The organism is Sphingomonas sp. S2M10, from assembly GCF_012650175.1.
Classification (GTDB): Bacteria; Pseudomonadota; Alphaproteobacteria; order Sphingomonadales; family Sphingomonadaceae; genus Sphingomonas.
Window position 1 is genome coordinate 1 of the sequence record NZ_JAAILI010000002.1, and the last position, 12,478, is coordinate 12,478.

The 12,478-nt window shown below is 61.1% G+C and carries 17 protein-coding genes; 14 read left to right on the forward strand and 3 right to left on the reverse strand.

All coding sequences use genetic code 11. The annotated features are described in order from the left end of the window. From S2M10_RS00025 to S2M10_RS00035, 3 genes are all read right to left on the reverse strand, one after another. Positions 1-377 (reverse strand): DUF3596 domain-containing protein (locus tag S2M10_RS00025; protein WP_348770496.1); only part of this gene is annotated, 377 nt, incomplete at its 3' end. Between the two features lie 35 nt (positions 378-412). Then, positions 413-616 carry an excisionase gene (locus tag S2M10_RS00030; RefSeq protein WP_168844271.1) on the reverse strand — a complete coding sequence of 68 codons (204 nt, stop codon included), beginning with the start codon at positions 614-616 and terminating at the stop codon, positions 413-415. Positions 617-966: 350 nt separating this feature from the next. Next, the gene (locus S2M10_RS00035; RefSeq protein WP_168844272.1) at positions 967-1,383 is read right to left on the reverse strand and encodes a helix-turn-helix domain-containing protein; all 417 of its coding nucleotides are present in this window, start codon (positions 1,381-1,383) and stop codon (positions 967-969) included. A gap of 444 nt (positions 1,384-1,827) precedes the next feature. Here S2M10_RS00035 and S2M10_RS00040 point away from each other — a divergent pair, with 444 nt between their 5' ends. The 14 genes from S2M10_RS00040 to S2M10_RS00105 all read left to right on the forward strand — a co-directional run bounded on the left by S2M10_RS00040 (position 1,828) and on the right by S2M10_RS00105 (position 12,247). Further along, positions 1,828-2,100 carry a hypothetical protein gene (locus S2M10_RS00040; protein ID WP_168844273.1) on the forward strand — a complete coding sequence of 91 codons (273 nt, stop codon included), beginning with the start codon at positions 1,828-1,830 and terminating at the stop codon, positions 2,098-2,100. Beyond that, positions 2,087-2,854, forward strand: coding sequence for a DsbC family protein (locus tag S2M10_RS00045; RefSeq protein WP_168844274.1), 768 nt, complete (start codon positions 2,087-2,089; stop codon positions 2,852-2,854). Before S2M10_RS00040 ends, S2M10_RS00045 begins: the two co-directional genes overlap by 14 nt. A gap of 192 nt (positions 2,855-3,046) precedes the next feature. Next, entirely contained in the window at positions 3,047-3,361 is a 315-nt protein-coding gene (locus S2M10_RS00050; protein WP_004211690.1) for a hypothetical protein, read from the forward strand. 134 nt (positions 3,362-3,495) lie between these two features. Then, the gene (locus S2M10_RS00055) at positions 3,496-3,762 is read left to right on the forward strand and encodes a type IV conjugative transfer system protein TraL (protein ID WP_168844275.1); all 267 of its coding nucleotides are present in this window, start codon (positions 3,496-3,498) and stop codon (positions 3,760-3,762) included. A 9-nt stretch (positions 3,763-3,771) separates the two neighbouring features. Next, on the forward strand, positions 3,772-4,410 hold the full coding sequence (locus S2M10_RS00060) for a TraE/TraK family type IV conjugative transfer system protein (RefSeq protein ID WP_004211688.1): 639 nt from the start codon (positions 3,772-3,774) through the stop codon (positions 4,408-4,410). Next, a complete protein-coding gene (locus tag S2M10_RS00065) occupies positions 4,394-5,152 on the forward strand; it encodes a type-F conjugative transfer system secretin TraK (protein ID WP_168844276.1) in 759 nt (252 codons plus the stop codon). Before S2M10_RS00060 ends, S2M10_RS00065 begins: the two co-directional genes overlap by 17 nt. Next, positions 5,149-6,456: a TraB/VirB10 family protein gene (locus S2M10_RS00070; protein WP_168844277.1), complete on the forward strand. Its 1,308-nt coding sequence runs from the start codon at positions 5,149-5,151 to the stop codon at positions 6,454-6,456. The genes S2M10_RS00065 and S2M10_RS00070 overlap by 4 nt, the downstream gene beginning before the upstream one ends. 35 nt (positions 6,457-6,491) lie before the next feature. Continuing rightward, complete coding sequence (locus S2M10_RS00075) at positions 6,492-7,067, forward strand: TraV family lipoprotein (protein ID WP_168844278.1); 576 nt, start codon at positions 6,492-6,494, stop codon at positions 7,065-7,067. Next, the gene (locus S2M10_RS00080; protein WP_168844279.1) at positions 7,064-9,586 is read left to right on the forward strand and encodes a TraC family protein; all 2,523 of its coding nucleotides are present in this window, start codon (positions 7,064-7,066) and stop codon (positions 9,584-9,586) included. Before S2M10_RS00075 ends, S2M10_RS00080 begins: the two co-directional genes overlap by 4 nt. Beyond that, complete coding sequence (locus tag S2M10_RS00085) at positions 9,583-9,909, forward strand: hypothetical protein (RefSeq protein WP_168844280.1); 327 nt, start codon at positions 9,583-9,585, stop codon at positions 9,907-9,909. The genes S2M10_RS00080 and S2M10_RS00085 overlap by 4 nt, the downstream gene beginning before the upstream one ends. After that, positions 9,906-10,331, forward strand: a complete 426-nt coding sequence (locus S2M10_RS00090) for a hypothetical protein (RefSeq protein WP_168844281.1) — start codon at positions 9,906-9,908, stop codon at positions 10,329-10,331. Before S2M10_RS00085 ends, S2M10_RS00090 begins: the two co-directional genes overlap by 4 nt. Continuing rightward, the gene (locus S2M10_RS00095; RefSeq protein ID WP_004211681.1) at positions 10,331-10,567 is read left to right on the forward strand and encodes a hypothetical protein; all 237 of its coding nucleotides are present in this window, start codon (positions 10,331-10,333) and stop codon (positions 10,565-10,567) included. Before S2M10_RS00090 ends, S2M10_RS00095 begins: the two co-directional genes overlap by 1 nt. A 55-nt stretch (positions 10,568-10,622) precedes the next feature. Continuing rightward, complete coding sequence (locus tag S2M10_RS00100; RefSeq protein WP_168844296.1) at positions 10,623-11,234, forward strand: conjugal transfer protein TraW; 612 nt, start codon at positions 10,623-10,625, stop codon at positions 11,232-11,234. Beyond that, positions 11,231-12,247, forward strand: coding sequence for a TraU family protein (locus tag S2M10_RS00105; RefSeq protein ID WP_004211679.1), 1,017 nt, complete (start codon positions 11,231-11,233; stop codon positions 12,245-12,247). Before S2M10_RS00100 ends, S2M10_RS00105 begins: the two co-directional genes overlap by 4 nt. Positions 12,248-12,478: the final 231 nt, after the last annotated feature.

Sequence of the window (12,478 nt, forward strand, 5' to 3'; positions counted from 1 at the left end):
AATACCCCGCGCAAAGGTATCATATTGTTATTAATCGTTTTTCCGCTGACGATTTTTGATCGGGCGGCAATGATTTTCTTGATCTCACTAGGTTTGATACTTTTGAGGGGGCGCTCACCAAAAGCAGGTCCCCAGACATTCTTGATGGCCGACACATAGTCGGACATGGTCGATTTCTCGACCGTAAGAGTATCAAGCCACGCATTCGCATAACTCGTAAAACCGTTGCCAATTGCGGGCTTTGCGGCCTTGGGGAAGGTGCTCTCATAATCAAAGACGCCGAGATCGATCTCCTGATGGACGCGGGCCATCATGCGCTCTGTCGCCTTGATATTAGCCGGCGTGGGTTCGAGGTTGATGGTTTCTTGGTAACGCACTCCGTTCCAGCGAAAGCGAACACGGATGCAATTTTTCAGCGGCTTGACACCGGTGCCTGGCCGTTTTCTACCCATTTTTGATAGCCTTCTAGGTCTATGCAGATGTGACCATCGGGAGCGCGGCGATATTCGCGGCCGCTGATCCACACGCCGTCAGCAATCTTTCGGTAGACTGCTTTTTCCGTGTAGCCTGTCAGCTCCGTGAAACGTCTAACTAGGACGTAGCGCGCGCCCGTCATGACAGGGCTGCGATTGAGAGAGCGGAGCGGCTGACAGCCGTCTGCCTGCCGCTACCACTTTCTTCTCCCCCCCTCCCCTTTTGTGAGGATTGAAGAAGTGAGAAACCAGTTGAGGCCATTCGCCGGGACAAATCGATAAGAAGGCACATGTCAGGGAGCTACCGAGATGGCAGCGCAGGCGATCCAAGAAGCGCGAACAGCTTAGCATTATCGGCCGGCAAGCCGTAGCATCCATTTTGCAGTTTCGGCATACAATTGCCGAAATAGGCATAGAATAGAAATTCAATCGGATGCGACTGATCTCTACATCCAGTTATTCTTGGATGATTACATCAAACGTGGCGATTTGATCAATTCCCACCTGATTCCCCTGATGGCCACCACTGTGGCGACAAATCCTGTTTCAAGGAGTTGATCGCAGCTTCTGCGATGAGCTCAATACATTTGCGTTCAAGTCCGCTGAGATCCTCGTAGAACAGGTGCTGAGGAAACCGAATGCCATGCGCCATGCAGAGCAACGGCAACACGATATGTCCAACTGACTGCCCTAACCGGAGGGTAGCGACGAAATGGTCTTCCAACCGGGTGCTAGGGGCACCTGCCTCCATCTCGCGTAGCCATCGGGGGCTAAAACCCATTTCCTCTGATAGCTCCGACTGCGTAATCTGGCGCTGCTTGCGCTCCTGTCTGATCAGTTCCCCCGCAATCTTCTTGATGAGCTTCAACGGGGAGAGGTCGACAATGGCAAATCTTTCGGTCGATGACATCTTTTCACCCTCCTTGGCAGCGTCTCCTGGCCTGATGGATCGAATGATGACGTAATTTACTACCATGTACTTAATCAACAATAGATAGTGTTGATTTTAGAGGAACATCACTGCCGAATAGGAATTCGGAAATATATATACGCACAAATTTACCCAATTCTCTTTCTTCCAATATATATATTCTGCATTATTACCAATTCGGAATATCGGTTACGAAAAAATCCATACGGGCACGTAACATAGATTACAGATGAAAAGCATCAAACTTCAGTGACTTCCATCTAATTTTGAAGAATAGGAAGTTGCCTGCCTAGTGCTGTTGCAATTCATTCTGTTTCAAATCACTCAGACATCGAGACGAAGAACGGAGATCGATTCGGGTCTTCTACTTCGGGTTCACAAGTAATTCTTATTCATGGCGCGATGCGCCGAATGGAGTCGTGCATGAAGCCGATTACCAAAGCGATGACCCTTACCTGTTGCGCCCTCGTTGGTACGACATCCGTACAGGCGGCATCTGACGAGAGCGCACCGCTAAACGTGAAAGGTCAGCGCACAATCGTTCCGACGATGAGCGGCTTTGTCATCCGGGCTGCCGGCTCCGTTCCGCCGACCCCATCCAAAATCATCCGGATCGGCGCCGACATGCATCTTGATGCGCGGCTGTTCCTGCGTCCGGCCCTTTCAACAGAGGAGAGTTCGCATGCGCGTCGCTAAGCCGGGGGCATTCGCCCTCGTCCTGCCTTTTATCCTGGTCTTCCAGACCGCCTCAGCGCAGCAAGTTGATCCTCTTGTCGTCGCGGCTCGCGAAGCCGAGGACGAGTTGCGGCAGACATTCACTAACCTGCAGTTCGAGGATTTCGGTCCGGCACCGGTCAAGGGCCCGATCTATCAGGCGAGTGCCGGCGGCCGGATCATATATTTCGCGCCTGAGAGCGAGCACCTGCTCTTCGCGGCAGTTTATGATCGCAATGGCATAAACATTACCGCTCTTGCCCAGGATAGGTCTGCGCAGCGGAAGCTGGCGGCGATCGACACAAGCAAGGCCTTGGCGATCGGCCCCGCTGACGCCCCACAGGTGATCGAGTTCACCGATCCCGATTGCCCTTATTGCCGCGCGCTCGACCGGTTCTGGGCCGCGAAGGAAGCAGAGGGCAAGCCCGTCCGCCGCCTGATCATCTTTGTCTCGGGCATCCATCCGGAAGCTGCCGCCAAGGCCGAGCATATCCTCTGTTCGCCTGACAAGGAGGCTGCGTTCAAGACGGTTTACGCGGGAGCGGCTCCAGTTGAGCTCCGTACCTGCGCGGAAGGCCGAGCCAGGGTCGACGCGGACGCGCGTGTCGTGAGCAAGGCGGGCATCACCGGCACACCTACGCTTATCGTGGGCGGAAAGATCATATCCGGCTTCCAGCAGGCCGAATTGGAAGAATTTCTGAAGACCGGGAAGGCGCTCGCCGATGCCGCGCGCTGAATGGTTCTTCACTCTCCCATCGCGGACGCTCGCGGCCGTCCTCCTGCAGCATGGCAGGACGGCACCGCGCGCACCGGAATGCCGACGGCGAGACCCGAAACGGGCCGTCCAGCCTCGCCGTCGGCCGACAGCGATCCCCATCGATGCCGGCCAGCATATTGCGGAGCGGCCCATTTTGACTGGAGCACGTGCATGTTGAAGACACTCGGAAGACAAACCGCTTCCTTCGCCAATATCGGCATTCCCCTGGCCTTCGCCGCGATGGTGAGCGGTGGCGCTCACGCGTTCACCGCGCCCGCGGTCGGCGACCTTGGTTACGACATCTATGACATCGTCGTGAACAAAGGCGTGAAGGGACCGCTCGGTTTCGTCGGCGGCGTTGCCGCGTTCTTGTTCGGCGTCTCGCGCCTGTTCAGCAATGTCATGGTCGGCATCCCCACCATCGTTGCCGCGGTCTGCCTGATCAAATCCGACACCATCCTCCAGACTTTCGGGATGGTGATCTGACGGTTTGGTTCGCCGTCCGATTGCACGGATGGCGGACCTCAACAAGCCAGAGCGCTTCGGCGTGCTGGCGAGACTGCCTGTGTTGTTCAACCGCAGCTTCGCAGGGCGGTCTTGAAGCAGGAGGAGAAGGGTTCGTGGACGAACGGCTACCCCAATATCTGCACAAGCCGGTTCAAATCCTCTGGTTTGGGTCGGATGAGTTCGTTGTGGTGATGTCGACCATCTTCGTCGCCGTAATCCTCGGCGGGATGCTCGGCTGGGCGCTCATCGCGGCCCTTCTCCTTTTCATTCCCTGGCTTCGGACCAAGCCGCGTGGGTTCATCCCGCACCTGGCCTGGCGTTGGGGGCTGGTTCGCTGGTCCAAATATCCGGGTCCGACGCAGACCCGCTTTTTCGAGTGAGAACAAGCGATGTTCGGACGCAAAACCCCTGATACCCCCGCGCGAGATCCGTTGCTCGGCAAACCGGCCAGCTTCGGCATCCATCGCTACGTCCAGGGCGCCAGCAATCTCTTCGAAGAGAACCGCCTGCTGAAACTCGCCGTGGTCGGCTTGTTCGGCATCACCGCAGTGCTCGGGATGGTGATTTACACCTCCAACCAGAACACGCGCACCGTAGTTGTGCCGTTCGGTGCGGGTGGTGATCTCTATGTGACGGGCAACAGGCCGTCCGAAGCCTATCTAAGAATGATCACTCGCAACATCGTCTCGCTCTCGGGCACCTATTCGGCTTATTCCGCCGATCGGCAGTTCCAGGAGCTGCTGAGCATTGTTCATCCCTCAAGCTACAATAGCCTGAGGGATGGCCTCAATCGGTTGCTCGACGAGCTGGCCGACAATCCAACCCTCTCGATCGCGACTTACATTCGCCCCGATCAGCCCGTGACATGGACCGACCGCGAAATCCTCGTGCCGGTCGAGAAGGTTCGGGTCATCGGCGGCGTGATCCGCAAGTTCCGGGGCAATCTGCGGATTCGTTACGCGATCGACAATGGCCGCTTCTGGCTCACCGCCCTGACAGAGGAAAATTTCGATGCCCAGCCCCGTTAAGCGGCTGCTGGTCCTCGGCCTTGCGCTGATGCCGCTACCGGCAACAGCGCAGACCGTCGCCGCTCTGCCCGACCAGACCAGCACGATCCGTTTGTCCAACCGCGATATCAATCATGTCGTCTGCATTGGCGGCGAGATCGAGGACGTGAAGTTCAGCGCGGAGAAGGCCATCGCGGTCGAACGCGCCGGCGCTGACGCATGGATTAAGTTCCTCGTTCGCGAGATCGATGATTCCGGCGTGGTGACGCGCAGCTTCGTCACCACGCCGTCTGAGTTCTTTGTCACCTGCAACGGCGCTGTGTATCCGCTTTATGCGGAACCGTCCGATATTCCCGCGCAAACGGTCTTGTTGCAACCGGGTGCTCCCCAGCGTGCCAGGTCCAACGAAGAACTGCTTGGGCCGTTGGTGGAAGAGGAACGTGCGGTTTCGATTACGCTCGCAATGCTCCAGGATCGGATACCGGGAAGCTTCACGACGGTTGCACCACGTACCACTGCGATCCGGCTCACCGGCCTACCCGGCGTAGCGATCGAGGAACGTCGGCGTGTCGAGATAGATGGTTCGGGTCTTTCAGCATCCGAATATCTGGTTTCTGTTGGCGGTGAAGCCGTCCTCGATGAGCGAAGCTTCCTAGACAGCGCGCTCGGCACAAATATCTTCGCCGTCACGCTGGATCGCAACAATCTCGCTGCAGGCGAGACTGCACGACTCATTGTCGTGCGCCGGGGAGCCGGGCAATGAGCGCGGGCGGCCCTCCCCGCGATCGCGGCTCCGATGAGCACGGCGACGAACTCGATCTCGAAAGCTATCAGGCAACTCGCCCGCAGGCTCCCGGTCTCGATCGCAGCCCGGCGCTGCTTGACTTCAAAGCACGCTGGGCGGCGCTAGGCGCCCGCCATCAGCTTCGGTTGAAGCAAGTCGGAGTCGTGGGTGCGATCGGTGTGCTGGGCCTTGGCCTATATACCGCAAGCGGTGACAAGCCCGATCAAACGGCCACGCCACCAGCTTCAAAACTCGATATGGGCGCGGGTCTCCGCGGCGACAGCCTTGAGGTGAAACTTCGCGGTGATCTGCAGAAGATTCTCGATGGCCAATCGTTGCTGGGAGACCGGGTCACCGCCATTGAGGAAGGCAAGATCGTACCCGGCGCGGGATCTCGATCCGCCTCCGGTGAATCCACGAACCCGGATCTTCCGCCTGCGCTTCCAGGTGACGTGCCCGGGTTTCCTGAACCGCCCACGAGCGGCGAAATGGGGTCTGCGTCCTCCGCACCTCCGGCTCCCCCCTCCGCTCCACCTGCCCCTCCGGCACCACCGGTTGAAAAGACGGTGGGTGCGATCGGCGGCGCGACCAGTCCGGTCGCGACCGGCGATCAAGCGGGAGGTTCGAAAAAAAAGAATCGGACGATCTATTTGCCTCCTGGTTTCATGAAGGCGCGTCTTCTGACCGGGATCGACGCGCTGGCGAGCCGAGACGCGACCAGCAATCCCGAACCGCTGATCGCACGCGTGCAGGCTCCCGCCGTGCTCCCCAATGACGTGAAAGCCAATCTCTCCGGCTGCTTTGTCATTGGCAATGCGACCGGGAGCCTCGCCAAGGAGCGGGTCGAGGTACAGCTCGTGTCACTGTCCTGTGTCGACTTCGATGAACGTTCCGTGGTCGATCAGGCCGTCAAGGGGTTCTTCGTCGATGCGGACGGGAAAAAGGGCCTCTCTGGCAAGGTTGTGACGCGCGCCGGAGCGGCGCTGGCTCGCACGTTCATAGCCGGGACGATCACCGGCGTCGCCCAGACCGTCGAGAACACCGTAGGCAATGTCTCGACATCGGCCCTCGGCTCAGTGCGCAGCTTCGATGCCGGAGATGCCGCCAAAGCCGGGATTGCAGGCGGCTTGTCGCGATCCTCGGACAAGCTCACCGACTTCTTCCTCGATCTCGCCAGGCAGGCCGGCCCCATCGTTGAAGTGGGTGCCGCGAAGGAGGTCGTCGTCGTGATCCAGGAAGGCATCACACTTGAGATCAAGCCGACCGCCGGGAGCAAATTCTGATGCTCGCGCCCTCTATCCAACAGGGAGTTCAAGCCATGCGGTCATCACCGCTGCGATACCTGACGCGCACCGCGTCCCTCGTCCTTCCCGTTATGGCAGCGCTTACGCTGAGCGGGTGCGCGACATTGGGATCGGTCATGTCGCCGTATTCCGAGAAATTCTCGTGTAAGAACGACGATCACGGCCAATGCATCCACCCGGACAAGGCCTATGCCGATGCGGTGGCCGGCGTGGCTTCGAAATCCGACCCCGCCGTCACCCGTGACAAGGCGATGCTCCGGGGCGACAAGGGCACGCGAGGTGCAGGCAAGGCATCGTCGGGTTCCTTCGCTGGCTATCGTGACAGCGTCTATCGCGAGTTGCAGGGGCTGATCGACCAGCCTGTCACGCCCATGCTCAAGCCTCCACGCTCGGTCCGCACGCTGATCCTTCCCTATGCCGACCGGCAACGACCTGATCGGCTCTACATGCCGCGCTATGTGTATTCGGTGGTCGAGCGCCCGCAATGGGTGGTCGGAGACTATCTGATAGAACCTGTTGCGCCAGCCTCGCGCACCAGCGTCCTCGAACAGGTCCAGGACCGCCAGAACGATGCGGAGCCGCAGCCATGAGCCGGCAACACGGCGGCATGACGCTCGCAAGGCTGCGGCGTAGCGTCGAACGCGACAGCTTTTCCGACTATTTGCCGCTCGCAGCGTGGGTCGAGGAGGAACAGGCTTTCCTCACTATCGACGATGGTTGGGGCTATGCTTGGGAGTTGGTCCCCTCGGCCTATATGTTCGCGCATGTCCATGAAGCGCTGCTCGGCCTGCTCAACGTGCATTTCCCCGAAGGGACGGTGCTCCAGATCCAGAGCTTCGCCGATCCGCTGATCGACGATGCGCTCGACGCCTATCTCGACCTGAAAAGCCGCCCGGATCCGCTAATCCAGGCGTCTGCGAAACGCACCTTCGACTATCTGCGCGCCGGCACGGCTGGTTTGAAAGCGCTGCATGGCATCCCGGTACGCAACTTTCGCACCTTCCTGTCGGTCAAGATGCGTCAGCCCATGGACAGCGACCTCAAGCGCCAGATCGAAGAGCAGATGGCGAAACTTGGCATTCGGTCGATGGCGCCGGGTGAGATCATCTCTCTTTACCGACGGATATTCAATGGCGTCCATGTGCCGGCACCTGGCGTATTCACGCAGACCGCTGATGTGCCTCTCCGCCGCCAGATCATCGATGCGGGACCAGCGCTGACTTTCGATGGGCCGGAGGTGTTCCTCGGCAATCAGGTCGCCCGTTGCCTGACGCCGAAATCGCCGCCGCGTCGGATCACGGCCGAGCGCGCCAATCGGCTGACCGGCGGCATGCGCGGCAGCAGCGAAGACAGCGACCAGATCGGTGGGCCGTTTCTCTACACGCTGAATGTCCTGTTCGATCATTCTGCTTTTGAGGTTCACAAGCGCGCGCAGATCCTTTCTGCACAAAAGGCTGCAGGCAGCTTTGCCGTCGAGGTCGGCAAGCAGATCGAGGAGATCGGCTGGGTTCTCGACGAGATCGGCAACAGCCGCTTCGTCTCGGTGATCCCGACCATGTGGGTGTTCGGCAGCGATCGGCATCAGGCCCGCGAGATGGCGGCCCGCGCAAAGCGGTTGTGGGAAAGCGAGCCACTGCCCTGGATGGTCCAGGAGGAAAGCTACCTCAACCCGATCCTGCTCGCCGCAAGCCTGCCGTTCGGACTTTATCCTGACCGGCGCACCATTGGCATGCTCCAGCGCGATTTCCGTGTGCCGGCGCGCGCCGCCGTGCTGATGTCGCCGATCCAGACCGATTTCCGCGGAGGTGGACGCCCTGCCCTTCTCTATACGGGACGCAAGGGGCAACTCATCACGCTCGACCTCTTCGACCCGCGCATCAACAACTACAATTTCATCGTCTCAGCGGAATCAGGCGCAGGAAAGAGCTTCCTGCTCAACAACCTCTGCCAGCAGTATTTCGCGCAGAACGCGCTCATCCGTATCATTGATATCGGCGGCAGCTATAGGAAACTCTGCACGCTTTGCTCGGGCCGCTATATCGATCTGGGCGAAGAGCATCTAGTGCTCAACCCGTTCGATCTCGGTCTCGCGATGGACGGCGATGACCGCGAATCCGCGATCTCGATGGCGGTCGCCATTGTCGCCGAAATGGCCAACGCCGCCACGCGCAAGCCGGTCACGACCAGCGAATGGAACCTGCTGAAATCCGCCGTGCAATGGGCGATCGACAGCGGCCGCGCAGAAGCGGGCATCGACGCCGTGCGCGAATGGCTCGGCGCCTATCCCGCGAACACCGCCTCAGACCTGGACCGGGTGGATCACCTGGTGCCGACCGCGCGCGAGCTGGCGTTCAATTTGCGCGATTTCGGGTCGGACGGCGCCTATGGCCATTATTTCAACGGCCCTTCCACCTTCGACATCTCGCGCGACGAATTTGTCGTGCTGGAGCTGGAGCGGCTCAAGTCGATGCCCGACTTGTTCAACGTGGTGATCATGGTCGTGATCAACGCGGTTACACAGGAACTCTACCTGTCAGCCCGCGACCGCCCCCGCTTCGTGTTGTGCGACGAGGCGGCGCAGTTCATGACGCGCCAGGAGGGCCAGGATCTGTCGCGGCTCGCCGAAGCGATCAGCCAGGGATATCGCCGGGCGCGCAAGTATCGCGGCAGCTTCGGGATCATTCTCCAGAGCATGAACGATCTGCTGCTGTTCGGCGGCACCGGTCAGGTGATCCTCGAAAATGCGGCAACGCGCTTCCTTTTGCAGGGATCGACCTACGACAAGGCGGTCGAGAACCGCATCCTCGACTATTCGGGGTTCGTCCTCGATCTCCTGAAATCGGTCCGCAACAACAAGCCCAATTATAGCGAAGTCTTCATCGACAGTCCGCTCGGGCTCGGCATCGCTCGCCTCGTCGTCGACCCTTTTTCGTATTGGATCAACACCAGCGCGCCTGAAGAGGTCGCGGCCTTCGACAGCCTGGTGCGCGCAGGGCTCACGCCGCTCGAAGCCGTGTGCCAATTGGCCGGCGTCGACCCCGCCGAGATATTCGGAGGTGCGGAGCAGCCGGAACGCACCGTCGACGTGAAGCGGAGCGTAAGATCATGAAGCGCCATTCCGCATCTCCAGATCAGTTGCCTCTGCGTCTCGTCGATAACACCGACGCTGAACTGGAACGCATCATCGAGGCGCGCGTCGCCGAGCGGGCCGAGGTCCAGGCGATCCAATGGCGCTTCCGCCTCGTCATTATCGAATCTGTGATGATGGCAACATTGGTGATCGCCGCCGGCATCGCGCTCGACCTGCCGATGTCGAAAACGCTGACCGGCGCCGCCACCGTCGGGATCGGCTGCTTCCTCACCGGGCTGATGCTGATCGGCCTCACCGGCGCAGCCAGTCGCCTTCTCGCAAAGCTCAGGAGGAAATCATGAGCCAGGAGCCCTTCACCTATAATTCGGACGCGCATCTGACCGAGGTCCCGCGTGAGCCCGACGAAAGCCTGCACGAGTATCTGGTTCGGGCCAACCGCACGTTGGTCAACCGCGTCCGGATGCTGGCAAGGGCGCGCGATGTGTCCGACTACATCCTGAACATGGACCGCGCCTCATGGCGGCAGGACAGGATCATGCTGACCCTGGCCGGACCGCTGATCGGTGCGGCCGCCTATGTCGGCCTCGTGCGCGCTGGCGTAACCGAGTTCGCCAGGTTCGAATTCATTGCCGGGGTGGTCGCCGTCGCCGGGATCACGGGCGGTCCGTTCGTGCTCGCCTTGGCGACGTTCGGGCCGAAGGTCACGAACTGGCTCCTCTCGCACCGGTCGCGCTGCGCCATGCTTCCCATGCGGAGGCGGTGATGAACGGCATCTTCTCCGCCGCTCCCTGCCAGTCATCGATCCGACTCTTGGTCGGCACGCATCTGATCCTGCTGGTCCAGGCCTTCCTGCTGATCTGGTCGGGCGCCGACCTCGACGGGACCCGTCCGCTCATCTGGCTCGCACTGCTCGTCGGCACGACCGGCCTTTGCTGCGCCGTCTGGGGCGAGAGCCGCAATCCGCCGCCCAACTGGAGGGAGCGCCGCCGTGGACGATGAGGGCTACCCTCAAGGCTGGCATGTCGTCGCGATCCAGTCCGCGCTGATCGGCGCGATGATCGTCGGTGCCCTGATCCTCGCCGGATCAGCGCAAGCCGAGACATCCAATGTCGGCCGGACCTGGCCGATCGCCGAGCCCGACGCGATGGCCGAGATCGAGGCGGCGGTGGCGCGCCAGCCCGCAAGCATCGCGCCGCGCTTTGGCCCGCGCTCGGGGTGGAGCGCGCTCAAGGGCGCCACGCTCGGCACCGCCAAGGCGGACCGCGTGCGCAGCGTCGTTCCCTTCTACACGCTCGACCAGGAAATCCGCTTGGCCGATGGGAAGATCCTCTACCCCAAGGGCTTCACCTTCAACCCGCTGACCTATGTGTCGCTGCCGCAGCGCCTCGTCATCGTCCATCCGCGCGATCTTGGCTGGGCGCTGAAGACGGCCGCGTTCACCGACTGGATCCTTCTGACCGGCGGCGGCGACAGTCAGGATGATGCGCTGTCACTCGGCGAACGCCACGGCCGCGCGCTGTTCATCCTCGAGGAGCGGGTCAAGGACCGGCTCGGCCTTACCGTCGCCCCCGTCATCGTCCGCCAGGCCGGCCAACGCCTCGAACTCACCGAAGTCCATCTGGAGCGCAAGGGAGGCCAAGGTCTTCCCCAGGAGAAACGGCCATGACCCGCCTGGCATCGACATTGCGTGCAGGCGCTGCCGCGCTCGCGCTGACTTTCCTGCTTCCGGCAGCGCCGGCCCATGCCTCGAAGTGCGAGGCGGGCACCATCTTCAATCCGATCACCAAGGTCCGCTGGAACTGCATCTTCCCGATCACCATCGGCGGGGTGCGGGTCGGCAGCTTCGACAAGCTCGACAAGGCGCTCGACGCGCAATCGGCCTCCAAACCCTTATGCGCGTGTCGCAAGGGAGCGACCTTCTGGTTCGGGGTGAAGGTCAGCTTCTGGTCGCCCAACCGCATGGTCGACGTCGTGACCGAGCCGGGCTGCATGATGGCGCTGGGCGTCGATTTGCTGCCGACCGGCGGCAAGCTCCAGGGCAGCCAGTCGTCGATCTCGGACGGCACCAACACGACCAAGCTGTTCGCGCAGGCGCATTACTACATCTCGCCGGTCTGGAAGATGCTCGACATGTTCACCGACCTGCCCTGCATCGAGGATGAAGGGTTCGACGTGGCGATGATCACCGAGGTGCTGCCGACCTGGCAGTCGGGTACCTTGGGCGCAATCATCCAGCCCGAGGGCATCCTGTTCGGCAACCCCGCCGCCGGTCTCGCGTGCATGGCCGACAGCGCGGCGGCCGCCGCCGGCAAGACGATCGATCCGCTTTTCTGGTGCATGGGATCGTGGGGCGCGACCTATCCAATCGCCGGCGACATCCACATGGGTGACCGGGTCGAGGCCTGGGCCGGCCTTGCCGCGCGCACCACCTTCATGATGGGGCGCCTGGGCTTGCTCACCATCCATTCCGAGGATGGCTGCTCGCTGAAAGCGCAGCCGATCTGGACCAAGAGCCGCTACAAGCTCCAGATCATGGAGCCCGTCAAGGGCGGCAAATGCGTCAATATCGGGCGTCCGGGCGCGCTGTGGACCAGCGGCAAACATGCCCCCGGCAAAGACAATGCCCAGTTCATGCTCTTCGAAAAAGCGATCTGCTGCGCGGGGGTCTCCACGCCATGAGCAGATCGCTTCCCCCAAACCGCGCGTCCCGCGCGGGCGGCCGGTCCGCTCGTCACGGATTGCTCCCCACCGTGGTTGGGCGCGCGGCGCGAGTGGTGGCGGTTCCCCCTGCCGCCGCCACTCCACCCTTGGTCAGCGCGGCCGAATGTACCCCAGCGAAGCCGGCGACGCCCCCAACCGCCGCGCTTCCGGTTTCGGCCGCGCTGACTATTTTTGAAGGCCAGGCAGTCT

Coding starts and splice junctions, on each gene's coding strand:
- S2M10_RS00030 (WP_168844271.1), bottom strand. CDS start 616: ATGACGGGCGCGCGCTACGTCCTAGTTAGACGTTTCACGGAGCTGACA.
- S2M10_RS00035 (WP_168844272.1), bottom strand. CDS start 1,383: ATGTCATCGACCGAAAGATTTGCCATTGTCGACCTCTCCCCGTTGAAG.
- S2M10_RS00040 (WP_168844273.1), top strand. CDS start 1,828: ATGAAGCCGATTACCAAAGCGATGACCCTTACCTGTTGCGCCCTCGTT.
- S2M10_RS00045 (WP_168844274.1), top strand. CDS start 2,087: ATGCGCGTCGCTAAGCCGGGGGCATTCGCCCTCGTCCTGCCTTTTATC.
- S2M10_RS00050 (WP_004211690.1), top strand. CDS start 3,047: ATGTTGAAGACACTCGGAAGACAAACCGCTTCCTTCGCCAATATCGGC.
- S2M10_RS00060 (WP_004211688.1), top strand. CDS start 3,772: ATGTTCGGACGCAAAACCCCTGATACCCCCGCGCGAGATCCGTTGCTC.
- S2M10_RS00065 (WP_168844276.1), top strand. CDS start 4,394: ATGCCCAGCCCCGTTAAGCGGCTGCTGGTCCTCGGCCTTGCGCTGATG.
- S2M10_RS00070 (WP_168844277.1), top strand. CDS start 5,149: ATGAGCGCGGGCGGCCCTCCCCGCGATCGCGGCTCCGATGAGCACGGC.
- S2M10_RS00075 (WP_168844278.1), top strand. CDS start 6,492: ATGCGGTCATCACCGCTGCGATACCTGACGCGCACCGCGTCCCTCGTC.
- S2M10_RS00080 (WP_168844279.1), top strand. CDS start 7,064: ATGAGCCGGCAACACGGCGGCATGACGCTCGCAAGGCTGCGGCGTAGC.
- S2M10_RS00085 (WP_168844280.1), top strand. CDS start 9,583: ATGAAGCGCCATTCCGCATCTCCAGATCAGTTGCCTCTGCGTCTCGTC.
- S2M10_RS00090 (WP_168844281.1), top strand. CDS start 9,906: ATGAGCCAGGAGCCCTTCACCTATAATTCGGACGCGCATCTGACCGAG.
- S2M10_RS00095 (WP_004211681.1), top strand. CDS start 10,331: ATGAACGGCATCTTCTCCGCCGCTCCCTGCCAGTCATCGATCCGACTC.
- S2M10_RS00100 (WP_168844296.1), top strand. CDS start 10,623: ATGATCGTCGGTGCCCTGATCCTCGCCGGATCAGCGCAAGCCGAGACA.
- S2M10_RS00105 (WP_004211679.1), top strand. CDS start 11,231: ATGACCCGCCTGGCATCGACATTGCGTGCAGGCGCTGCCGCGCTCGCG.